Source organism: Nocardioides sp. Z38_18 (genome assembly GCF_058215695.1).
On record NZ_JBZAJE010000001.1, the window covers coordinates 743,819 to 766,352 of the forward strand.

21 protein-coding genes are annotated in these 22,534 nt (G+C 72.1%); 14 read left to right on the forward strand and 7 right to left on the reverse strand.

The genetic code is table 11. The features are described from left to right. Window positions 1-91: 91 nt before the first annotated feature. On the forward strand, window positions 92-931 hold the full coding sequence (gene dapF, locus AC4BGC_RS03595) for a diaminopimelate epimerase (protein ID WP_490554350.1): 840 nt from the start codon (window positions 92-94) through the stop codon (window positions 929-931). Between the two features lie 44 nt (window positions 932-975). Here the strand turns inward: dapF and casG are convergent, their stop codons facing one another. Both casG and AC4BGC_RS03605 read right to left on the reverse strand, forming a co-directional pair. Continuing rightward, window positions 976-2,637, reverse strand: a complete 1,662-nt coding sequence (gene casG / locus AC4BGC_RS03600; protein WP_490554351.1) for a steroid-24-oyl-CoA synthetase — start codon at window positions 2,635-2,637, stop codon at window positions 976-978. A gap of 116 nt (window positions 2,638-2,753) precedes the next feature. After that, a complete protein-coding gene (locus tag AC4BGC_RS03605; protein WP_490554352.1) occupies window positions 2,754-3,374 on the reverse strand; it encodes a TetR/AcrR family transcriptional regulator in 621 nt (206 codons plus the stop codon). Window positions 3,375-3,534: 160 nt separating this feature from the next. On the opposite strand from AC4BGC_RS03605, the gene AC4BGC_RS03610 reads away from it, so the two are divergent. Further along, on the forward strand, window positions 3,535-4,362 hold the full coding sequence (locus AC4BGC_RS03610; RefSeq protein ID WP_490554353.1) for an SDR family NAD(P)-dependent oxidoreductase: 828 nt from the start codon (window positions 3,535-3,537) through the stop codon (window positions 4,360-4,362). Here AC4BGC_RS03610 and AC4BGC_RS03615 read toward each other — a convergent pair. After that, window positions 4,331-5,179, reverse strand: coding sequence for an IclR family transcriptional regulator (locus AC4BGC_RS03615; protein WP_490554354.1), 849 nt, complete (start codon window positions 5,177-5,179; stop codon window positions 4,331-4,333). The genes AC4BGC_RS03610 and AC4BGC_RS03615 overlap by 32 nt on opposite strands. 199 nt (window positions 5,180-5,378) lie before the next feature. Between AC4BGC_RS03615 and AC4BGC_RS03620 the strand changes: the two genes are divergently transcribed. Further along, window positions 5,379-6,245 (forward strand): TIGR03619 family F420-dependent LLM class oxidoreductase, encoded by an 867-nt coding sequence (locus AC4BGC_RS03620; protein WP_490554355.1) that lies wholly within the window; start codon window positions 5,379-5,381, stop codon window positions 6,243-6,245. Beyond that, on the forward strand, window positions 6,242-6,730 hold the full coding sequence (locus tag AC4BGC_RS03625; RefSeq protein ID WP_490554356.1) for a nuclear transport factor 2 family protein: 489 nt from the start codon (window positions 6,242-6,244) through the stop codon (window positions 6,728-6,730). Before AC4BGC_RS03620 ends, AC4BGC_RS03625 begins: the two co-directional genes overlap by 4 nt. 21 nt (window positions 6,731-6,751) lie before the next feature. Here AC4BGC_RS03625 and AC4BGC_RS03630 read toward each other — a convergent pair whose 3' ends face one another. Then, window positions 6,752-7,243, reverse strand: coding sequence for a nuclear transport factor 2 family protein (locus AC4BGC_RS03630; protein ID WP_490554357.1), 492 nt, complete (start codon window positions 7,241-7,243; stop codon window positions 6,752-6,754). 152 nt (window positions 7,244-7,395) lie between these two features. Between AC4BGC_RS03630 and AC4BGC_RS03635 the strand changes: the two genes are divergently transcribed. From AC4BGC_RS03635 to AC4BGC_RS03655, 5 genes are read left to right on the forward strand one after another with little or no spacing between them, the layout of a single operon-like run. Further along, window positions 7,396-8,343 carry an ABC transporter permease gene (locus AC4BGC_RS03635; RefSeq protein ID WP_490554358.1) on the forward strand — a complete coding sequence of 316 codons (948 nt, stop codon included), beginning with the start codon at window positions 7,396-7,398 and terminating at the stop codon, window positions 8,341-8,343. Continuing rightward, complete coding sequence (locus AC4BGC_RS03640) at window positions 8,336-9,238, forward strand: ABC transporter permease (RefSeq protein WP_490554360.1); 903 nt, start codon at window positions 8,336-8,338, stop codon at window positions 9,236-9,238. Before AC4BGC_RS03635 ends, AC4BGC_RS03640 begins: the two co-directional genes overlap by 8 nt. Next, complete coding sequence (locus AC4BGC_RS03645; RefSeq protein ID WP_490554361.1) at window positions 9,235-10,263, forward strand: ABC transporter ATP-binding protein; 1,029 nt, start codon at window positions 9,235-9,237, stop codon at window positions 10,261-10,263. The genes AC4BGC_RS03640 and AC4BGC_RS03645 overlap by 4 nt, the downstream gene beginning before the upstream one ends. Continuing rightward, entirely contained in the window at window positions 10,263-11,285 is a 1,023-nt protein-coding gene (locus AC4BGC_RS03650) for an ABC transporter ATP-binding protein (protein WP_490554362.1), read from the forward strand. Before AC4BGC_RS03645 ends, AC4BGC_RS03650 begins: the two co-directional genes overlap by 1 nt. Continuing rightward, window positions 11,282-12,691, forward strand: a complete 1,410-nt coding sequence (locus tag AC4BGC_RS03655) for an amidase (protein ID WP_490554363.1) — start codon at window positions 11,282-11,284, stop codon at window positions 12,689-12,691. The genes AC4BGC_RS03650 and AC4BGC_RS03655 overlap by 4 nt, the downstream gene beginning before the upstream one ends. A 97-nt stretch (window positions 12,692-12,788) precedes the next feature. On the opposite strand, the gene AC4BGC_RS03660 is transcribed toward AC4BGC_RS03655, so the two are convergent. Next, complete coding sequence (locus AC4BGC_RS03660) at window positions 12,789-14,420, reverse strand: ABC transporter substrate-binding protein (protein ID WP_490554365.1); 1,632 nt, start codon at window positions 14,418-14,420, stop codon at window positions 12,789-12,791. A gap of 204 nt (window positions 14,421-14,624) precedes the next feature. On the opposite strand from AC4BGC_RS03660, the gene AC4BGC_RS03665 reads away from it, so the two are divergent. From AC4BGC_RS03665 to AC4BGC_RS03675, 3 genes are read left to right on the forward strand one after another with little or no spacing between them, the layout of a single operon-like run. Next, complete coding sequence (locus AC4BGC_RS03665; RefSeq protein ID WP_490554366.1) at window positions 14,625-15,878, forward strand: NADH:flavin oxidoreductase; 1,254 nt, start codon at window positions 14,625-14,627, stop codon at window positions 15,876-15,878. Window positions 15,879-15,930: 52 nt separating this feature from the next. Further along, window positions 15,931-16,707 carry an SDR family NAD(P)-dependent oxidoreductase gene (locus tag AC4BGC_RS03670; protein WP_490546044.1) on the forward strand — a complete coding sequence of 259 codons (777 nt, stop codon included), beginning with the start codon at window positions 15,931-15,933 and terminating at the stop codon, window positions 16,705-16,707. A 58-nt stretch (window positions 16,708-16,765) separates the two neighbouring features. Next, window positions 16,766-18,034 (forward strand): molybdopterin-dependent oxidoreductase, encoded by a 1,269-nt coding sequence (locus tag AC4BGC_RS03675; protein ID WP_490554367.1) that lies wholly within the window; start codon window positions 16,766-16,768, stop codon window positions 18,032-18,034. 137 nt (window positions 18,035-18,171) lie between these two features. On the opposite strand, the gene AC4BGC_RS03680 is transcribed toward AC4BGC_RS03675, so the two are convergent. Both AC4BGC_RS03680 and AC4BGC_RS03685 read right to left on the reverse strand, forming a co-directional pair. Further along, a complete protein-coding gene (locus AC4BGC_RS03680) occupies window positions 18,172-18,522 on the reverse strand; it encodes a hypothetical protein (RefSeq protein ID WP_490554369.1) in 351 nt (116 codons plus the stop codon). Window positions 18,523-18,525: 3 nt separating this feature from the next. Beyond that, the gene (locus AC4BGC_RS03685; RefSeq protein ID WP_490546039.1) at window positions 18,526-18,843 is read right to left on the reverse strand and encodes a hypothetical protein; all 318 of its coding nucleotides are present in this window, start codon (window positions 18,841-18,843) and stop codon (window positions 18,526-18,528) included. A 120-nt stretch (window positions 18,844-18,963) separates the two neighbouring features. Here AC4BGC_RS03685 and ggt point away from each other — a divergent pair, with 120 nt between their 5' ends. Both ggt and hflX read left to right on the forward strand, forming a co-directional pair. Next, on the forward strand, window positions 18,964-20,835 hold the full coding sequence (gene ggt / locus AC4BGC_RS03690; RefSeq protein ID WP_490554371.1) for a gamma-glutamyltransferase: 1,872 nt from the start codon (window positions 18,964-18,966) through the stop codon (window positions 20,833-20,835). Window positions 20,836-20,938: 103 nt separating this feature from the next. Then, entirely contained in the window at window positions 20,939-22,453 is a 1,515-nt protein-coding gene (hflX, locus tag AC4BGC_RS03695) for a GTPase HflX (RefSeq protein WP_490554373.1), read from the forward strand. Window positions 22,454-22,534: the final 81 nt, after the last annotated feature.

Here is a 22,534-nt window from a genome sequence, read left to right on the forward strand (position 1 = left end):
GGAACCCGCACCCGAACCTTCTCCGATCGAACCCGCTCCCACCCCGGCCGAGGAGGCCAGTGCCCGACAGGCCCATGACAGGATCAGACCCGTGATCGAGTACTCCTACGTCAAGGGCCACGGCACCGAGAACGACTTCGTCCTGCTCCCCGACGCCAACGGTCGCGAAGAGCTGACCGCAGGCCAGGCCCTGCTGCTGTGCGACCGCAGGTCCGGCATCGGCGCCGACGGCGTCATCCGGGTGGTCCGCACCGACGCCACCGAGGACCCCGCTGCGGTGGCGGCCAGGAGCGAGGCGATGTGGTTCATGGACTACCGCAACGCCGACGGCTCCGTCTCCGAGATGTGCGGCAACGGCATCCGCGTGCTGGGGCACTACCTGGCCACCCACGCCGACGTCGACCCGCGCAACCCGCTGCCGATCGCCACCCGCGCCGGCGTGAAGACCCTCACCTTCGACCGCGACCAGATCACCGTGGACATGGGCACCCCCGAGGTCCTCGGGCTGACCACGGTCACGGTGGGCCAGGGGGAGGCCGAGCGGACGTTCGAGGCCCGCAACATCGGCATGGGCAACCCGCACGCCGTGGTCTTCGTCGAGGACCTCGCCGAGGCAGGAGCCCTCCGCGAGGCGCCGGGGCACGACCCGGAGGTCTACCCCGAGGGCGTCAACGTCGAGTTCGTCGTACGCCGCGGCGAGCACCACGTGGCCATGCGGGTGCACGAGCGTGGCTCCGGCGAGACCCGGTCCTGCGGCACCGGCGCCTGCGCCGCGATGGTCGCCGCCGCGCTGGCTGACGAGGCGCCGCGCGGCACGACGTACACCGTGGACCTCCCCGGCGGCACCCTGCGGATCGTGTGGACCGAGGACAACCGGATCCTGATGACCGGGCCTGCGGTGCTCACCGCCGAGGGCGTCACCCGGCTCTGACCCCCGGTTCTGACCCCCGGCTCTGACCCAGGGGGCACGCCGGCTCAGAGCGTGACGGCCGGGCGCACCACCTTGCCGGTGGCGTTGCGGGGCAGCGGAGCCGGATCCACCCGCCAGATGGTGGGGACCTTGTAGTGCGCCAGCTCCGCGGCCGCGTACGCGCGCAGCACCCGCACCAGCTCGTCGGGGTCGGTGGTGGCGTCCACCGGCACCACCACCGCGCACACCGTCTGCCCGAGGTCCTCGTCCTCGGCGCCGATCACCACGACCTCGCGCACCGCGGGGTGCTCGGAGAGCACCGCCTCCACCTCGGGCGGGTAGACGTTCTCCCCACCGCGGATGATCAGGTCGGAGCGTCGCGCCGAGAGCCGGATGCGCCCCTTGTCGTCCAGCGTGCCCAGGTCGCCGGTGTGCAGCCAGCGGTCGTCGTCGATGGCGGCTGCCGTGGCCTCGGGGTTCTGCCAGTAGCCGCGCATGTTGTAGGCGCTGCGCACGCAGACCTCCCCCTCCACGCCCGGAGGCAGGGGGCGTCCGAGCGGGTCCCGGACCTCGAGCTCGACGCCGACCACGGGTGAGCCCAGGGTCCCCGGTGCCTCGGCGAGGTCCATCGGGGTCGCGACCGCCACCGCGGTGCAGGACTCGGTGAGGCCGTAGCTGTCCACCAGGGTCCCGGCGAACGGCAGCCGCTCGCGCAGTCGTTCCTTGAACGCGGGGGACGACGGAGCGGAGGCCAGCGAGAACGCATAGAGCGAGGAGGTGTCGTAGTCGCCCACCGAGTCGAAGGTCAGCAGGCGGTTGGCCATCGTCGGGACCGCTCCCCAGTGTGTGACCCGGGCGTGCTCGACCAGCTGCAGGACCCGGGCGGGTTCGAAAGCGCCCAGGTGCATGGCCGCGGTGCTGCCCGTCGCCAGGCGGGTGACCGTGAGGTTGTGCAGGCTGCCCACGTGGAACAGCGGCATCGCCAGCAGATAGGTCTTGTCCTGCGGTGCCACCGGGTCGCCGAACGCTGCGGCGACGGCGTCGTTGAACTGGTGGAAGCCGATCACCGAGCACAGGTTGCGGTGGGTGTGCACCACCCCCTTGGGGCGACCGGAGGTGCCGGAGGTGAACAAGATGACGGCGGGGTCGTCCTCCGCTACCTCCGTGCTCGGCAGCGGTGCCCCGGGGTGCGCGGTGGCCAGCTGCTCGTGCTCGTCCTCCAGGACCACGAGCCGGGCAGCGACGTCGGGCAGCGCCGTGACCACGGCAGCCCGCTTGCGGTCCGCCAGCACCAGGACGGGTTCGGTGAGGGCCAGTGCGTCGGCGAGCTCGCGCGGTGCCCACCACGCGTTGCAGCCGACGGCGATCGCCCCGATCGAGGTGATCGCCCAGAACGACTCCACCCAGGCGGGGGTGTTGGCCGAGGTGATGGCGACCCGGTCGCCGGGACCTACGCCGTACTGCTCGCGCAGTGCCCGTGCCACCGAGGAGACGCGGGCGGCGTGCTCCTCGAAGGTGAGACGACCCTCGAGCGTGACGAGGTAGGGGCGGTCGCCGTACTGGACGGAGCCGGCCAGCACCTCATGGAGGGCGCGGAACCGGCGGGTGAACACCCTGACCGGAGCTCCGAGGACCTCCTCGACCTGCATCTCGCAAGGTCCACCGGGGCCGATGATGGCGACCAGGGCTGCCTGCGCCGCCGCGGCAGGGTCGGTCTGGGTGCTCATCTGCGGTTCCTCTCCGAGAGCTCAGGACCGCGTGAGTATCGGCCGGGTCGGGCCGGGTCCGGGCGGGTCCTTCCACTGACCGGGACCGTCACCGGACCGGGGGCGCCGTCACCGGCTCAGGCTGGAGCAGTCCGGTCGTAGCGGGGGCCGAGCAGGAGCGTGCACGCCAGCCGGACGTCCTCCTCGGCCTGCTCCAGCGAGATCAACCCGTTGAGGGCGGAGACGAGGATGCCGTACCAGGTCTGCTCGACGAGTCGAACCATCCTCAGGTCCTCCTCACCGGGCTCGGTGCAGCCCAGGGCCGTCAGGAGCAGGTGGTGGAAGGCCGAGCTGGCCTCGGCGTGCTCGCGACCGGCCTTGAGCTGGGCGGCGTTGTTCGCCTGCAGCATCGCGGTGGCGAGCTGCGGGCGGCGCAGCATCCGGCGGCTGGACTCGATGAGCACCTCGGCGACGGCCATCGCTCGCCCACCGGGTTGCGGGGCGGGCCGTGGCTCCTCGCCGAGTCGCTCCACCTGGGAGCGCAGCACCCCGACGAACAGGTCGGTCTTGGAGGGGAAGTAGCGGTAGAGGGTGGCGATGGCCACGCCGGCCTGCTTGGCGACGTCGTTCATCTGCATCCGCTCCGCGCCGTGCTCGGCCCCGAGCCGGCTCGCGGCCTGGAGGATCCGGCGGTAACGCTCCTTCTGCACCTGCGAGACGGGTTCGGCAGGTGTGCGCGTCTCCGCTATCCGTGGCACGCGACCTCCTGGGAACCAGAGACGCCGACGCTCGGTCGGCTGGAGACCGGTGCTCCCCGGTCGTCACCATCGTGCGCCGCTCGCCGCGCTCCGCACTCGCAGGCTACCGGTGAGTGGGATCGCGGGCCCCCGTCGCCCCGGTCCCAGCCAGACTCCCGGGATGTCCCCAGCACACGAGGAACCACGACACCACGACGTGGACGCGTCCCCGTACGGCCCCTGGGCCGTGGTCGCCGGAGGCTCCGAGGGGGTGGGGGCCGAGGTCGCCGCCCAGCTGGCGGGCGAGGGGATCAACCTGGTGCTGGTCGCCCGCCGCCAAGGTCCCCTCGACGAGACGGCGGCCCGGGTCCGCGGGCTCGGGGCCGAGGTGCGCACGGTGGCCGTCGACCTCAGCCAGGAGCGAGCGGTGGCGGCGGTCGGGGAGGCCACGGCGGACCTCGAGGTCGGGCTGCTGTGCTACAACGCGGGTGCCAACAGCCACGGCCGCCCGTTCACCGAGGGAGACCTGGCCGCCTTCCGCCAGGTCGTCGACGTCAACCTGACCACGATGCTGGGGCTCACCCAGCACTTCGCGCGGCCGATGAAGCAGCGCGGACGCGGGGGCATCCTGCTCATCGGGTCGCTCGCGGGCTACGTCGGCACCAGCACCGAGTCCGTGTACGCCGGCGCCAAGGCGTTCAGCCGCGTCTTCGCCGAAGGGCTGTGGGCAGAGCTGCAGCCGCACGGCGTGGACGTGCTCGAGCTGGTCCTCGGAACCACCCGGACCCCGGCCATGGAACGGGCGGGGCTGCAGCTGGACCTCCCGGGGCTGCGGGTCTCGGACCCGGCTGAGGTCGCCCGGGAAGGGCTGGCCGCGCTCCCGCACGGCCCGGTGCACGTCGTGCAGGAGCACCAGCGGGTGGCGGACGCGCAGGTCGCCGGTGACCGGGCCCGGGTGGTCACCCGGACCGACCGGGTCATCCGATCGCTCGTGCCTCCGTCTGCCTGATCTGGGCGAACGCGGAGTGCTGGTCCCGGCGGACGTGCTCGGGGTACAGCTCGGCGGTCACCCGGCGGACCGCGCCGACGAGGAGGGGAGCAGCACGCTCCAGCGCCGCGCCGTTGGTCACGACCAGCGAGACCGCCGCGACCGGTCCCAGCGGCCCGCGGACCGCTGCCGCGACGCAGGCGATGTCGGGGAAGCACTCGCCGTGCTCGATGGCCAGCCCGCTGCGGGTGCGGATGCGCGCCAGCTCCTGGTGGAGGGCCTCGGGCTGGGCGAGCGACTGCCGGGTGGGTGCCTCGCGGCGGCTGCCGAGGCGCTCGTCGACCTCCTCCGGCGGGAGCCAGGCCAGCATCGCCTTGCCCAGGGCCGTGCAGTGCGCCGGGGCGGTCCCGCCGACGCGGGAGGGCACCACGACGGCTGAGCGACCGCCCAGCTTGTCGAGGTACTGCACCCGGCCGCCGTTGAGCACTGCCAGGTGCACCACCGCACCCGTGCGCAGCAACAGGTCCTGCAGGTACGGCGAGGCCACCGAGCGCAGCCGGTCGTTCTCGCCGTGCCCGCCACCGAGGCCGAGGGAACGGCGGCCGAGGCCGTAGCCCGTGGCCGCGTGCTGGAGCCAGTCCAGCCGCACCAGCTGGTCGAGGATCCGGTGCGCGGTGGAGCGTGGCAGCCCGGTCCGGCGCGCGATCTGCTCCAGCGGGAGCAGCTCCTCCCGGGTGGTGAACAGGTCGAGGATCAGCGTCATCCGCTCGACCATCGACGTCGGGATGACGCCGGGGAGCAGCTGCGGATCGCCCGCGTCGTCGAGTTCGAGTTCCATGACGGTCACCACGGCCACCTCCGGCAGAACTGAAACGAATTCTAGATGTGACGACGGTAACAACCCGAGGGGTTGACGACCAGAGCATTCTGAAATTCATTCTGTTTCGTTCAGTGGGAGTGCTCGGGCGCCGGTCGGTCCCGAGCAGGTTGACTCGGGGCGCCGCGGGGCGACCGGCCCGGCCGCAGGAGGAGGTGCGATGCGTCTCGGGATCACCAGTCCCATCGTCACGGCGCTGCCCGGTTTCCACTCGCCCTGGGAGCGGACCGCCGGGCCCGAGGAGCTGGTCCGGGTGGCCCAGGCCGCCGACCGGTTGGGCTATGACCACCTCACCTGCTCCGAGCACGTGGCCCTCCCGGACGAGCTCGCGGCCGCTCGGGGGGCGACGTACTGGGACCCGCTGGCCACGTTGAGCTTCCTGGCCGCGGTGACCACGCGGATCCGGCTGCTCACCCAGGTGCTCGTGCTGGGCTATCACCACCCGCTCGCCGTCGCGAAGCGCTACGGCACGCTCGACCTTCTCAGCCACGGTCGGGTCGTCCTGGGGCTCGGGGTGGGATCGGTCCCCGAGGAGTTCGACCTGCTTGGTGCCGACTACTCGGCCCGCGGCGCCGTGGCCGACGACGCCATCGACGCGCTGCGCGCCTCGCTGTCGCAGGCCCGCCCGGAGTACGCCGGCAGCCGGTTCCGGTTCTCCGGGTTCGTGGTGGAGCCGCACGCCGTCCAGGAGCGGGTGCCGCTGTGGATCGGTGGGCACACCTCCCGCTCCCTGCGCCGGGCCGTCGAGCGCGGGGACGGCTGGGTCCCGTTCGGGCTCAAGCATGCGCAGCTGGCGCAGATGCTGGCCGAGCACTCGCTGCCCGAAGGCTTCGAGGTGGTCCTCGGTGCGGGACGGCCCCTGGACCCGATGCAGGACCCGGCACGAGCCGCCACAGCGGTGGCCCGGGCTCGCGAGGCCGGCGCCACGCTGGTCTCGGTGCACCTGGCCGCCGAGTCCTGCGACCACTACCTCGAGCAGCTGGAGACGCTGGCAGTCCTCGAGCGAGCAGGGCAGGCAGTCACATGAGCGACGCGCAGGAGACCAGGGTGGCCGCGCTGGAGCAGCGCCTGCAGCGGCTGGAGGACCAGCAGGCGGTCGCCCAGGTCGTCGCCGCCTACGGCCCGCTCGTGGACGCCGGGGAGGCGGATCGGGTCGCGGCGCTGTGGACCGAGGACGGCAGCTACGACGTGGAGGACCTGCAGATGCGCTCGCGCGCCGAGGTCGCCGAGATGGTGCGCTCCGAGGCCCACCAGGGCCTGATCGGCCGCGGCTGCTCGCACTTCCTGGGGCCGGCGCACGTCGTCGTGGACGCGGACCGCGCGGTCGCGGTCTGCGAGTCCGTGCTGCTCGTGCGCGGCCGCGACGACCGCGTCTTCCCGGTCCGGATCGGGGCCAACCGGTTCGAGCTGAGGAGGACCGAGGACGGCTGGCAGATCGAGGCGCGCACCACCCGCGGCCTCGACGGTGGGCCCGAGGCCCGTGCCCTGCTGGCGGGTCCGGGCCACGACTGACCGGTGGGCGGACCCGCCGGTCTAGAACCGGGAGCGCACCTCGGGCCCCGCGACCTTGACCGCGCCCGGGTCATCCAGGTTCCACGTCATCTCGAAGGTACGGCGGTAGCCGGTGTGCGCGATCCGCCACCCGTCGTCGGTCCTGGCGTACCTGTCGGTGTAGAGCGCGCCTCCCTCCAGGGCGAAGCGGAACTGGTCCACGATCACCTTGTCGTGCAGGTACCACAGGCCCGCGGCCCGGTCGGGGTCATCGGGGGCGAGGTCGATCTCCGGGTGGTGTGCCTGGTGCATGGTCAGCACTCCGGGGCCCATGTTGGTGCGCATGTAGTCGACCAGGCTGACGGGATCCTCGAAGGCGAGTCCGTTGTAGTCGGCGGTCGCGTCGTCGGTGAAGCAGGTGGCGAACTCCTCCCACTGCTTGGTGTCCAGGCAGCGCAGGTAGCGGTACTTCAGTCGGGTGATCGCGGCGACGTCATCGCGCTCGGGCGGCCGGGCGGGGTCTGGGGAGCTCACCCGCGCACGGTAGGGAGCGCCGTCGTGATGGGGAACCGGCCCGTCCACTGAGCGGGATCCTCCCGGTCAGCGGGACAAGCACCCTGACGAGCCCTGCCCCGGCTCCTAGCCTGTCCCGAGGTCGGCCGAGAACCCGAGGAGGGAGCAGCGTCGTGGGTGTCCTGCGTCGACTCGTCCAGCTGTTCGCGGTGCTCGCCCTGGTCAGCTTCGGTGTCTTCCTCCTGGTGGCTCTGCTGCCCGGGGACCCGGCCGCCGCCATCCTCGGTCCGGGGCACCCGCCGGAGGAGTACGCGGCGCTGCGCACCGAGCTCGGCCTCGACCAGTCCCTTCCCCAGCGGTACGCCGACTGGCTGGGCGGCGCGGTCACCGGCGACCTCGGCCGCTCGATCGTCCCCCCGAACCACTCGGTCCTCGAGCGGATCGGGGCGGCCCTGCCGGTGAGCCTGGAGCTGGCCGCCCTCGGGCTGCTGATGGCCCTGCTCCTGGCCGTCCCGCTGGCCCTGGTCTCCGCGCACCGGGAGGGTGGGCTCGCCGACCGGGTGATCGGGGCCGCCGTGTTCGCGGTGCTCTCGGTGCCGTCGTTCCTGCTCGGGCTGCTGCTGATCATGCTGCTCGTCGACGGTCTCGAGCTGCTCCCCAGGTCCCAGTGGGTTCGGCTCTCGGAGAGCCTGGGCGGCAACCTCACGCACGCGTTGCTGCCAGCGGTGGTGATCGCCCTGCCCGAGGCTGCGCTGTTCACCCGCATCCTGCGCAACGACCTCACCCGGACCGTGCGTGAGGACTTCGTCCTCGCCGCCCGGGCCAAGGGCATGTCGCCGCGGCACGTCATGGTCAACGAGGCCCTGCGGCCGTCGTCGTTCTCGCTGGTCACGGTGCTCGGCATCGCCCTGGGCACGCTGATCGGGAGCACGGTGATCGTGGAGTACCTGTTCACCCTCCCCGGGATGGGCACGCTGGTCGTGACCGCGGCCAGCCAGGGCGACTTCCCCATGGTCCAGGGCGCGGCCCTGGTGATCGCTGCCCTGTACGTGCTGGTCAACGCGCTGATCGACCTCAGCTACGGCTACCTGGACCCGAGGACGCGCCATGCTCATGCGTGATCCGCAGCTCGGCGCCGAGCAGCCCTCGCGTCGCCGGTCGTCCCGACGGTCGCGAGGACGGCGCCGCGTGGACCTGCTGCTGGTGCTCTGCGCCGGCTGGGTGGTGGTCCTGGGACTGGCCGCGGTCGCGGCACCGCTGCTGCCGCTGGGCGAGCACGAGGACGTCGCCGCGACGATCCTCGACCCGGCGTACCTGCCGCCGTTCACCTACCTCGACCACCCGCTCGGCACGAACGGCTACGGCCTCGACGTCCTGGCACGGGTCCTCCACGGCGCCCGGGCGTCGCTGACCATCTCGCTGCTCGCGGTCACCACGGGCCTGGTCGTGGGTGGCGCGATCGGGGTGCTCGCGGGCTACTACCGGCGCGGGGTGGACTCGGTGGTCAGCGTGCTGACGAACGCGTTGCTGTCCGTGCCGCCGCTCATCCTGCTGATCGTGCTGGCCTCGATCCTGGCGCCGGAGGTCCGCAACATGGCCTTCGCGCTGTCGCTGCTCACGATCCCGACCATGGTGCGGCTGGCCCGCGCGAACACGATCGCCTACTCCCAGCGGGAGTACGTGCTGGCAGCCCGGTCGCTGGGCGCCGGACCTTGGCGGATCATGATGCGCGAGCTGGTCCCGAACGTGCTGCCACCGATGCTCTCGATGGGGGTGGTGGTGATCTCCGGGCTGATCGTCGCCGAGGCCTCGCTGAGCTTCCTCGGGCTGGGGATCCAGGCGCCCAGCCCCACCTGGGGCAACATGATCGCCGAGGCGGAGGCCAACGACACGATGGCCAAGCACCCTGCGGTGCTGCTCGTCCCGGGCACGGTGCTGTTCCTCACCGTGTTCTCCTTCAACCTGCTGGGGGAGCGGGCCCAGCAGCGCTGGGACCCCCGGGGGGCGAAGCTGTGAGCCCCGGTGCCGAGGTGGTGCTGGAGGTGGAGGACCTCAGGACGACCTTCTGGACCCCGCGCGGTGCGGTCCGGGCCGTCGACGGCGTCTCGCTGAGCCTGTGCGCCGGCGAGACCATCGGCGTGGTCGGGGAGTCCGGTTCCGGGAAGTCGGTGCTGGGCAGGACGATCATGGGGCTGGTGACGACCGGTCCCACCACCGTCGTGACCGGCACGTCACGGCTCACCGGACGAGACGTCCACGCCCTGCCGCCCCGGGAGCGCCGCAAGCTGTGGGGGCCCCGGGTCGCCATGGTCTTCCAGGACCCGATGACCTCGCTCAACCCGGTCCGCAGGATCGGCGCCCACCTCACCGACCCGCTCCGGGTGCACCTGGGACTGGGGCGGCGCGAGGCGGTCGAACGGGCGGCCGAGCTTCTCGAGCGGGTCGGCATCCCCGACCCGCGCCGGCGGCTGCGCCAGTACCCGCACGAGCTCTCGGGCGGCATGCGCCAGCGCGTGATGATCGCGGTCGCGATCAGCTGCGACCCCGCCGTGCTGATCGCCGACGAACCCACGACTGCGCTGGACGTGACCGTGCAGAAGCAGATCCTGGACCTGCTGACCGAGCTGGCGGCAGAGCGGCGGATGGCCACCGTCCTGGTCAGCCACGACCTCGGCGCCATCCGCGGCCGCACGGACCAGGTGGTGGTGATGTACGCCGGCAGGGTCGTCGAGCAGGCAGCGACCCGCGACCTGTTCGCGGCGCCGCGGCACCCCTACGCCGATGCGCTGCTCGGCTCCATCCCGGATCTCACCGCGCCGCCGCACACGCTGCTGCGGACCATCGAGGGCGCTCCGCCGGACATGGTCGAGGAGGTCCCCGGCTGCCGGTTCGCGCCGCGCTGCCCACGCCGCGTGGACCGCTGCGAGACCGAGTCGCCCGCGCTGGTCACCGCGGGGACGACGCGCGTCGTCGCCTGCCATCGTCCGCTCGGTCCGCAGCAGACCGTGCCCGGACCTGTCGAGATCGGGGAGAGGGACTGATGGCGGGCACCGGTGACGCACACCTGCGCGCAGAGGCCGAGCCCGTCCTCGCCGTACGCGATCTCGTCGTGGAGTTCCCCGTTGGTCGTCGCCAGCGCGTCCACGCCGTGTCCGGGATCAGTCTCGACCTGCTCCCGGGCGAGACCCTCGGCATCCTCGGGGAGTCCGGCTGCGGCAAGTCCAGCGCCGGCAGGGCGATCATGCAGCTGCCGCGGCCCAAGGCGGGGTCGGTCCGGTTCGCGGGGCAAGAGCTCACCGGGCTGTCGGCACGCGAGCTGCGTCGCGCCCGGGCCCGGATGCAGATGATCCTGCAGGACCCGGTCTCCGCCCTGAACCCGCGACGCAGGGTCAAGGACCTGGTCGCGGAGGGCCTCTCCGTGTGGGGGTACGACGGCCCCGACCGCGACGGGCTGGTCCGCGAGACCATCGCCGCCGTCGGGCTGGACCCCGACTCCGTCTGGGACCGGCGGCCCCACGAGCTGTCCGGTGGCCAGTGCCAACGGGTGTGCATCGCCCGGGCCCTGCTGCTGGAGCCGCAGGTGCTGATCTGCGACGAGCCCGTCTCCAGCCTCGACGTCTCCGTCCAGGCCCAGATCCTGAACCTGCTCGAGCGGACCAAGGAGCGTCTCGGCCTCAGCATGGTGTTCATCGCCCACGACGTGGCGGTCGTGAAGAGCGTCAGCGACCGGGTGATGGTGCTCTACCTCGGCAAGACCTGCGAGGTGCTGCCCTCGGCGACCGTGGACACCCAGGCCCTGCACCCGTACACCCGGATGCTGCTGGCGTCCGTCCCCGGTCAGGTCGCTCCCGACCAAGACGTGAACGACAAGGTCGGTCCCGACGTCCGCAGCACCGAGCTCCCCTCGCCGCTCGCACCGCCGAGCGGGTGCCGCTTCCGCACCCGGTGCCCGCTCGCCACCGAACGCTGCGCCGAGGAGGAACCACAGCTACGACCGATCGGCGCCGGGCACTTCATCGCCTGCCACCACGTCGAACCCGTCCCCGAGGAGCCGCTGCCGTGACCGAGAGCAACCAGGCCAGGGACGCCATCGCGACCGCGGCGGCGATCCGCACCGGCGAGACGACCGCCCGGGAGGTGGTCGAGGACGCCATCGAGCGCATCGAGCGGCTCGACCCGGGCGTCAACGCGGTCGTCGGTCGCCGCTACGAGCAGGCACTCGCCGAGGTGGAGGCCGGTCTCCCCGAGGGGCCGCTGCGTGGGGTGCCGTTCCTGGTCAAGGACCTGGGCATCGAGGTGGCGGGACTGCCCGCCACCCAGGGCAGTCGCCTGTTCGCCGACCAGGTGCCGCCCCACGACAGCGAGCTCGTACGACGCTACAAGCGGGCCGGCCTCGTGGTGCTCGGCACCACCAACACCCCCGAGCTGGGGCTCAACGCCAGCACCGAGTCCCAGCTGCACGGCCCCGCGCGCAACCCCCGCGACCCGGCACGCTCCACCGGGGGCTCCAGCGGTGGCTCGGCAGCCGCGGTCGCGGTCGCGATGGTGCCGGCGGCGCACGCGACCGACGGTGGCGGGTCGATCCGGATCCCCGCCTCGATGTGCGGGCTGGTCGGGCTCAAGCCGAGCCGGGGCAGGGTGACGGGCTCACCCGATCCGGGGACGCTGGCCGGCCCCGTGTCGGTGCCGCACGCGTTGACGACCACCGTTCGCGACAGCGCGCTCCTGCTCGACGTCGTCGCCGGCCCGCTGCCCGGGGAGGCGTTCGCCGCCCCGACGCCGGACGGGACCTTCCTCGACGCCGTGGGTCGAGCACCGTCAGCGTTGCGGATCGGGCTGGCGTTGCGCCCGCGCAACGGGATCGATCTCCACCCGGCGTGCCGCGACGCGGTGCTCGCGGCCGCCAAGGTCTGCGAAGAGCTCGGTCACGTGGTGGAGGAGACCGTGCCGGCCTTCGAGGTCGACGACGTCGGTGCCACCTCCGGGGTGCTCATGGGAGCGGACCTCGTGGTCACCGTCGAGGACCGGCTCGCGGCGCTGGGCCGGGAGCTGCGCCCCGACGACGTGGAGCCGTTCACCCACCTGCTCCTCGAGCACTACCGCTCCCTGACCGGGTCCCAGGTCCACCGGGCGCTGCGGCGGGCCCAGGAGATCGGTTGGGAGATGGGCGCCGCCTTCACGACGTACGACGTGCTGCTCACGCCCACCTTGCCGCGACCGGTCCCACCGCTCGGGCTGCTGGACACGACGCGCCCCGAGACGATGTACGAGCACGGCAGCACCTACTCCGCCTGGACCAGCGTCTTCAACCTCACCGGCATGCCGGCGATCTCGCTGCCGCTGGGCAGCGACGAGGACGGCCTGCCGGTCGGCGTCCAGCTCGCCGCCGACCTCGGGCAGGAGTCGCTGCTGCTCGGCCTGGCCGCCCAGCTCGAGCAGGCGCTGCCGTGGCCGCGGACGGTCCGCTGACCTGAGCGTCCCCACCCCGGACCAGTCCCACCCCGGACGCAGTCGTGCCCCGGACCCCATCGGGGTCCGGGGCACGACCGGTCTCAGGCCGTGGGGATCAGCCCTTCCACGCCTTGTCGAGCAGGAACATCGTCTCCGTGGTCGGGGACATGCCGTGCACGTCCTCGTTCCAGGGCTGGAAGGTCCCGCCGGCCGAGATGGCGACCCCCGGGGCGTCCTGGTGCCACAGCTCCTCGATCTTGGTCATCGCGTCCTTGCCGGTCTCCGGGGAGTCGGCGGTCTGCAGCTCGGCGAGCAGCCCGTCCATCTCTGCGCTGGCGTAGCCGGTGGGGTTGGACGGCGACTTGCCGCCGAGGGCACCTGCGAGCCGGGAGTACGGGTCCTCGTCGGGGATGCTGGTCGCGGCCACTGCCATGTCGTAGGCGTGGTCCACGTAGATCTTCTTGACCTGGTCGGCGACGCTGCGGATGGGGTCCAGGGTGACCTTGAACCCGACCGCCTCGAGCATGGCCTTGATCGCGACCGCTCCCGCCTGCGCGGAGGCGTCGGCGGCGTGGGAGTAGGAGATCTCTCCGTCGTAGCCGTCGCCCTTGGCCTCCTCCAGCAGCTTCTTGGCCTGCTTCGGGTCCGCAGTCGGCGGCTCCACCTCGGTGAACCAGGGCGAGGTCTCGTTGAAGAGACTCTTCGTCGGCAGGCCGGCACCGTCCAGCGTGCGGGCGACGTAGGTCTTGGCGTCGAACGCGTAGCTGATCGCCTGGCGCACCCTCGGGTCGGCCCCGGGGGAGCCCTTGCGGCTGTTGATCCACAGGTTGTCGCCGAGGCCGGTGGCGAACATCATCCCGGCCGCGCCCTCGTTACGGGCCTTCTCCACCACCGCGGCGTCGCGCAGGAACGCGGTGTCGGCGTCGCCGCTGTTCATCGCGTCGAGCTTCGGCTGGTCGTCGGTACCGCCCAGCCAGATGAACCGGAGTCCGTCGAGGTACGGCGCGCCGTCCCAGTAGTCCTTGTTCGCCTTGAGGGTCAGCTCCTCGCCGGGGGAGTACTTGTCCAGGACGAACGGGCCGGCCCCGATCGGCTGGAACTGCTTCGGGTCGGCGTACGCCGCCGGGGCCAGGATCATGCCCGGGCCCTGCGCCAGCATGTTCGGGAAGCTCGCCCACGGGGTGCGCAGCGTGAACTCCACCGTGCGGTCGTCGGTCTTCTTCGTCCCGGCCACGTTCGCCAGCAGCAGCAGCGACTGGTAGGCGAAGTTGTCCTGGTAGTACTTCAGGCTCGCCAGCACCGCGTCGGCGTCCAGCGGGGTGCCGTCGGTGAACTTCACGCCGTCACGCAGCTTCAGCGTCCAGACTGTGTCGTCGTCGCTGGTCAGGGACTCGGCCAGCTTGGGCTCGAAGGTCTGCTTCTCGTAGTCGAAGCGCATCAACGTGTCGTAGACGGCCGCCATGGCGCTACCGCCGGTGGCCCCGTTGGCGTAGGTCTTCGCGGGATCCAGGACTCGAGGCTCGCCGAAGTCCGCGATCGTGAGGGTGCCGCCCTTCTTGGGCTCGCCCTCCTCCCCGGTCGCGCCGACGATGCCGGTCGTGTAGATCTCGGACTTGCTGACCTTGCTCTTCGAGGCGTCCTTGTCGTTGCCTGCCTCGTCCGACGAGGCCGCGCACGCGGTCAGGGTCAGGGTGCTTGCCACGAGCGCCGCCGCCAGCCGGGAACGACGAGAGATGGATGACTTCACTGGTACTCCTCCGGGGTGGACGGGCACGTGCCCCCCCCGAGCCAGGACGCCGTACCGCTTGTTCCTGGTCAGAGTGAGGTCGCGGCCGAGCGCTTCGCCGGGGCGGTCCCACTCACCGGGAGACAGACGCAGCCGGGCTGGTCGGGCTCCCGGTGAGCGAGATCGGGCCGCGTGTCCGCCAGGGGCCGCTCCTAGCGTGCTGGCGTGATCTCCCTACCCGACCAAGGCCCCGGTGCCACACGACCTGGTCCCGACCCGCTCGCTCCGGCACGACTCGGGCCGGTGACCCTGCGCAACCGGGTGATCAAGGCCGCCACCTACGAGGGGCTCAGCCACCGGGGTCGGGTCACCCAGGACTTGGTGGACTTCCACGTCGCCTACGCCAAGGGCGGGGTGGGGATGACGACCGTCGCCTACTGCGCGGTGGCCAAGGAGGGCCGCACCGACCGGCACCAGGTCCACTGGACCGACGAGTCGCTGCCCGGCCTGCGCGCGCTGACCGACGCGGTGCACGCCGAGGCGGCGGCCGTCTCCGCGCAGATCGGCCACGGAGGGCCGGTGGCCCACGCGAAGGGCAACGGCCTCCCCGCGCTCGCACCGAGTCGCCTGTTCAACAAGTCGGCGTTCACCTTCGCTCGGGAGATCACCGCCGACGGCATCCGGCGCGTGGTCCACGCGCACGCCGACGCCGCGCGGCGCGCGGTGGAGTGCGGGTTCGACGCCGTCGAGGTCCACCTGGGGCACAACTACCTGATCAGCTCGTTCCTGAGCCCTCGCCTGAACCGTCGCAGCGACGAGTTCGGAGGGTCTCTGGAGAACCGGGCCCGGTTCGCGCGGGAGACGATGCGCGCCGTGCGCGACGCCGTGGGCGACCAGGTCGCGGTGATCGTCAAGATGAACATGGACGACGGCGTCTCCCGCGGGTTCTGGCTCGACGAGGCGATCCCGGTCGCGCAGTGGCTCACCGCCGACGGCACCTGTGACGCGCTGGAGATGACGGCCGGTTCCTCGCTGCTGAACCCGATGTACCTGTTCAAGGGTGCCGCGCCCCTGGAGGAGTTCTCAGCAGTGATGCCGCAGCCGATCAGGCTCGGCGTGAAGTCGGTGGGCCGCCACTTCCTCCGGGAGTACCCCTACCGGGACGTCTACCTGCTGGAGGACGCCCGGCAGATCCGCGCCGCGGTGGACCTGCCGATGATCCTGCTCGGTGGAATCACCGACCGTCCCAGCATGGACCTCGCCATGCGGGAGGGCTTCGAGTTCGTGGCGATGGGGCGGGCGCTGCTGCGCGAGCCCGACCTCGTCAACCGGATCGCCGACCAGCCCGCGACCCCGTCCCTGTGCATCCACTGCAACAAGTGCATGCCCACCAACTACACCGGCACCCGGTGCGTCCTGGTCGACCGGGGCACCACCCGCACCGCCGGGTGGGGACGGCCGGAGAGCTACGTCGGCTGACGACACGTGGGCGGGCCGCGGGCAGGAGCGCGGTGCCCCTAGGATGCCGCGCATGGACATCAACGGAGCCAGTGCGATCGTCACCGGCGGAGCCTCCGGCATCGGAGCAGCAGTCGCCCGTCAGCTCGCAGCCAAGGGTGCGAAGGTCGTGGTCGCGGACCTGAACGCGGAGAAGGGCGAGGCCCTCGCCAACGAGATCGGCGGCGTCTTCGCCCCGGTCGACGTGACCAAGACCGAGCAGATCAAGGCCGCCATCGAGCAGGCCGAGGAGCTCGGCCCGATCCGGGTGCTGGTGAACTCGGCCGGCATCGGCTGGGCACAGCGCACCGTCGGGCGCGACGGCACCTACGAGTCGGCCGCTGACCTGGACGCGTTCCGCAAGGTCGTCGAGATCAACCTGATCGGTACCTTCGACTGCATCCGCCTCGCGGGTACGGCGATCTCGCGCAACGAGCCCACCGAGAGCGGGGAGCGCGGCGCCATCGTCAACCTGGCCAGCGTCGCCGCCTTCGACGGGCAGATCGGCCAGGCGTCGTACTCCGCGTCCAAGGGCGGTGTCGTCGGGATGACCCTGCCGGTCGCCCGCGACCTCGCCGCCGTCGGGATCCGCCTGAACACCGTCGCCCCCGGCCTGATCGACACCCCGATCTACGGCGAGGGCGAGGCGGCCGAGACGTTCAAGGCCAAGCTGGGGGAGAGCGTGCTGTTCCCCAAGCGCCTCGGCGTCCCCGACGAGCTGGCCAGCATGGTCGTGGAGTGCGTGACCAACTCCTACATGAACGCCGAGACCATCCGCGTCGACGGCGGCATCAGGATGCCCCCGAAGTAGTCCGACACCCCGGGTTGGGGACTATGTCGAGTGGATTACTAGAGTATGCTCACTCGGCATGGACTCGACCCGTGGACGCATCCCTGACCCCGCGGCCGGTGCCGGTCTCCCCGGCACCGCCGCTCCCACCGAGCGGCCGCTGAGCCGTCGCGGGCTGCTGCAGGCCGCCGCGGGAGCGGCCGGCGCGGGCTGGGTGGCCGGCGCGCCGCTGCCCGCCGTCGCCGCGCCCGCGGCGCCGGCAGCCGGTGGCGGGCCCGCAGCGATCCTCAAGCCGCTGCCGGAGCGGTTCTTCATCGGCTACGGCACCAACGCCGAGATGCGCTGGGACTCGGTCGTGCACGCGCGCCACCTGACCCCGCAGTCGCGGCTGTTCGTCCGCAACCACACCCGGACGCCGGTGATCGACCCGGACGCCTACCGGCTGGAGGTCTTCGGCGACGGGCTGCGCAGCGACCGCGTGACCCGGCTGAGCCTGCGCGGCCTGCGGCGGTTCCCGGTGGTCCGCACCACGACGGTGCACGAGTGCACCGGCAACGGTCGGAGCCTCTTCGCCGGACAGCAGGGCACGCCCGCCTCGGGCACCCAGTGGCAGCTGGGCTCGGTGGGCGCCGTCACCTGGGAGGGCGTCCGGCTGGCCGACGTACTCCAGCGCATCGGGGTCTCCCGCGACGCCGTCGACGTGATGGCGACCGGGCTGGACCCCGACTACGTCGACAAGGGCGTCGACCACGGACCCGTACGCCGACCGCTGCCCATCGGCAAGGCCCTCGACGACGCCCTGCTCGCGTGGGGGATGAACGGGCGGGCGCTGCTGCCCGACCACGGCTTCCCGCTACGCCTGGTGGTGCCGGGCTGGGTCGGGATCGCGAGCATCAAGTGGCTCGGCTCGCTGGAGGTCTCTCGGTCGGTGCTGAGGTCCCCGTGGAACACGAAGTGGTACCGGATGAGCGGCGGCGACTGGTCCGCCGACAGCCCGCCGCTGACGGTCAACCCGGTCCGCAGCGCCTGGGAGCTCGCCTGGGGAGCCCGCCTGCCGCGCCGCGGCGGCCGGGTGCTGCACGGCCGCTCCTGGAGCGGGGCCGGGCCGATCCGCAAGGTCGAGCTGAGCCTGGACGGCGGCCGCAGCTGGCGCCTGGCTCGTCTCGAGGACCGGGGCACGGCCTGGACCCGGTGGTCGGTGCGCTGGGACGGCGCGGCGCCGGGGGAGCACGTCCTGCTGGCCCGCGCGACCGACGTGCACGGCCGGACCCAGCCGGAGGTGGCCAGGTTCAACGACGCCGGCTACTTCTTCGACGCCGTGGTCAAGCACCCCGTCGTCGTCGGCTGAGGGCGTCCGGAATCTCGCATACGCGCGGACACAAGTCGGCCCCTGTCCCGCCTGCGCCGCCTGGGACTGTGCTCGAACTCAAACTTGTGTCCGCGCGTATGCGAACTCACCCGCCGGGTCACCGCACCGGCGCTGGCTCAGACCCCGTGCCTGGGGTTGGAGCCCGGGTCGGACTCGTGCCGGTCGAGCTCCTCGGGGTGGACCTCGGGTCGGTCGTCGAAGGCGGACTGCTCGGGGGGCGCCTCGCCCTCCCGGTCCTCGTCATCCGCGCCGTCGTCATGGGTCGGGGCCACGCCGTAGGTGACCTCCTCCTCGACGCCGCGCACCCGCCCGGGACGTCCGCTGCTCACGCCCATGTCACCGGCGAGCCCCTCACGGCTGTCGGCGTTGGGGTCGGACTCCTCCACCTCGGCGGGCGGGGTCTGACCGGCGTGCGCGACCTCGTCGGGGCCAGCGAGGGTGTGGTCGGCGTCGTCGTTGCCGCTCATCTCTCAGCCCTCCGACGCCGCGCCGGACGGCTGGTCCTGGGAGGTGCCCGCGTTCTCCTCCTGAAGCGCCTCCCCAGAATCCTGCCCAGAATCTGACGGGCCGGGCTGTTCGTCCTCGAGCGGGATCGTGCCGCCGCCGGACTCGGAGGCGTGCTTGTTCGCGGTCGCGCTCCCGGAGACGTCGTCGTCGTGGCCCTCGGACAGGTCGCCCTCGGGCTCGTCCTGGCGCTGGGGGCCGCGGGGCGGGGTGGGTGCCTCCACGCCCGCGGCCTGCGGGTTGGCAGGACCCTGCTTGGCGTCGTCCTTCTGCTCGTCGGTCATGGGGAACGACGTACCCGCCCCCGAACCCGGCAAACACGCCGTGGCGCCACGTCCCCCCTTGCGCCGCCCGGACGTGCTCATCTTGGATGAACGCACTCGTCGACGTTTTCGGGAGCACCCATGTCGCAGGCACATCGCAGGTTCGTGGCCGCCGGGACGGCCGTCCTCACCGGGTTCGCCGGTCTCGCCCTGGTGCCGCCCCCGGCCGTGGGTGCCACCGGACAGGCGGAGGTCAGGCAGTCCCGCGAGCTGCCACCGAAGCAGAAGCGCTACAACGTGAAGACCGCGACCAGCAAGGGGTACGGCGGCGCGGTCACCTCGGTCGACCCCGAGGCCTCGCGGATCGGCATCGCGGTGCTGCGCCGGGGCGGCAACGCCGTGGACGCAGCGATCGCCACCGCAGCCGCCCTCGGCGTCACCGAGCCCTACAGCTCCGGCATCGGCGGCGGGGGCTACTTCGTGCACTACAACGGGCGCACCGGCAAGGTGAGCACTCTCGACGGCCGCGAGACCGCGCCCCGCACGATGCCGCGCAACGCGTTCATCGACCCCGCGACCGGCAAGCCCTACAACTTCACCCCCGAGCTGGTCACCAGCGGCGTCGCGGTCGGTACCCCGGGCACGCTCGCGACCTGGCAGACCGCGGTGCGCAAGTGGGGCCGCAAGAGCCTGCGCCAGGCGCTGCGTCCCGCGACCCGCCTGGCCAAGCGCGGGTTCGTGGTGGACAAGACCTTCAACGAGCAGACGGCCGACAACCAGGCACGGTTCGCGCAGTTCCCGGCGACCCGCAAGCTGTTCCTGCCCGGCGGCAAGCCGCCCGCGGTCGGCTCGGTGTTCCGCAACCGCGACCTCGCCCGCACCTACCAGCTGATCGCCCGCAAGGGCACCAAGGCCTTCTACCGGGGCAAGCTCGCCCGGCAAATGGCCCGCACGGTCCAGTCGCCCCCGAAGCGGGCCGACGCCACCCTGCCGGTCCCGGCGGGCCACCTCACCGCCGGCGACCTGAGGCGCTACCGGGTCAAGCAGCAGGCGCCGACCCGGGTGGGCTACCGCGGCTACGACGTCTACGGGATGGCGCCGTCCTCCAGCGGCGGGTCCACCGTGGGGGAGGCGCTGAACATCCTCGAGCGCTTCCGCCTGAGCGGGATGAGCGACGCGAACGCGCTGCACCGCTACCTCGAGGCGAGCGCGCTGGCCTTCGCCGACCGCGGCAAGTACGTCGGCGACCCGGCGTACACCAAGGTGCCGCTGCGCGACCTGCTCTCCGACAAGTACGCCGCCGAGCGCGCCTGCAGCATCGACCCGGCCAGGGCGGCGACCAAGCCGGTGGCGGCCGGCAACGTCGCGAGCTACGACGGCAAGTGTGACCCCGCGAGCAGCGGGCGCAAGGCCGCCGACACCGAGAACATCGACACCACCAACCTGACCACGTCCGACCGGTGGGGCAATGTCGTGGAGTACACCCTCTCGATCGAGCAGACCGGCGGCTCCGGGATCACCGTGCCCGGCCGCGGGTTCCTGCTCAACAACGAGCTCACCGACTTCTCCGCCACCTACGACCCGGCCGACCCGAACCGGATCCAGCCGGGCAAGCGGCCCCGTTCCTCGATGGCGCCGACCCTGGTGCTCAAGAACGGCAAGCCGTTCCTGGCGCTGGGCTCGCCCGGCGGTTCCACGATCATCACCACCGTCCTGCAGATGCTGTTCAACCGGCTGGACCGGGGGATGAGCGTCGAGCAGGCGATCGCCGCGCCGCGCGCCTCGCAGCGCAACACCGCCACCGTGACCGCGGAGCCGGCGTTCATCTCGGCGTACGAGAAGGTGCTGGCACCGTTGGACCACGACCTGGTCCTGGCCGGTGACGCGCTCACGAGCAAGGCGGAGATCGGGGCGGCCACGGCGATCGAGTTCGGGCCCCGCGGCCAGGTCACCGCGGTCAGCGAGCCGGTACGCCGCGGCGGGGGCTCCGCGCTCGTCGTCTCCCGGCGGTGACGGAGTCGCCTTCGGGGTCGTCGCCGGCGGCGCAGTCGCCCAAATCGGATCTTCGGCCCCGATCTGCACTAATGACTTGCGTGCCGCCATACTCTGGACGCGTATGACGAACGCACCAGAACACTTCGACCTGGCCGCCGAGCTTGCCGAGACAGCCGATTGGGACGACTCCCCGGCCGACGCCTCCGCGGCCGATCACGCTGCCCCGGCACGCGCTGAGACCGACACCGAGTGGCCCGAGGCCGCCGACGAGACCACCGGCGAGATGGACCTCGCCGCGCGGCACTCGCTGCGCCGCGTCGCCGGGCTCTCCACCGAGCTCGAGGACATCTCCGAGGTCGAGTACCGCCAGCTCCGGCTCGAACGGGTCATTCTCGTCGGCGTGTGGACCAGCGGCACCGTCCAGGACGCCGAGAACTCGATGGCCGAGCTCGCCCTGCTCGCGGAGACCGCGGGCTCGGAGGTGCTCGACGCGCTCTACCAGCGCCGCGACAGCCCCGACCCCGCGACCTACATCGGCCGCGGCAAGGTCGAGGGTCTCGCCGAGATCGTCCGCGCGACCGGCGCCGACACGGTGATCCTCGACGGGGAGCTCGCTCCCAGCCAGCTGAGGAACCTCGAGGACAAGGTCAAGGTCAAGGTCGTCGACCGGACCGCCCTGATCCTCGACATCTTCGCGCAGCACGCGAAGAGCAAGGAGGGGCAGGCGCAGGTCGAGCTGGCCCAGCTCAGCTACATGAAGCAGCGGCTGCGCGGCTGGGGTGGCAACCTCTCCCGCCAGGCCGGTGGCCGGGTCGCCGGCGGTGAGGGCATCGGTGGCCGTGGCCCCGGTGAGACCAAGATCGAGACCGACCGGCGGCGGATCAACACCAAGATCGCCAAGCTGCGCCGCGAGCTCGCCCACATGAAGACCACCCGCGACACCAAGCGCTCCGGGCGTCGGCGCCACGAGATCCCCAGCGTGGCGATCGCCGGCTACACCAACGCCGGCAAGTCCTCGCTGCTCAACCGGCTCACCGACGCCGGTGTGCTCGTGGAGGACTCCCTGTTCGCGACGCTGGACCCCACGACGCGGCGTACGACGACCTCCGACGGCCGCATCTACACGATGAGCGACACCGTGGGCTTCGTCCGGCACCTGCCGCACCAGCTCGTGGAGGCGTTCCGGTCCACGCTGGAGGAGGTCGCCGACGCGGACCTGATCCTGCACGTGGTGGACGGGTCGCACCCCGACCCCGAGGGCCAGATCGCCGCCGTGCGCGAGGTGCTCGCCGAGATCGGGGCCGACAAGGTGCCCGAGCTCGTGGTGATCAACAAGGCCGACATCGCCGACCCGCTGGTGCTGGCCCGGCTGCGCCAGCGCGAGCCGCACTCCGTGGTCGTCTCGGCGCAGACCGGCGAGGGAATCGCCGAGGCGCTGGAAGCCGTCGAGGCTGACCTGCCGCACCCCTCGGTCGAGATCGAGGCACTGCTTCCCTACGACCGCGGCGACCTGCTCAGCCGCGCCCACGAGGGCGGCGAGGTCCTCTCCGTGGAGCACACCCCCGACGGCACCCTGCTCACCGCCCGCGTCAACGAGGCGCTCGCCGGCGAGCTCGCGCCGTACGCCCACGGCTGAGGGATCCGATCCGGTTTCCCAGGTGATGAACCCGAACTGCCTCTTCACACACCCCACGCCGTGTGTGAAGAGGCAGTTCGA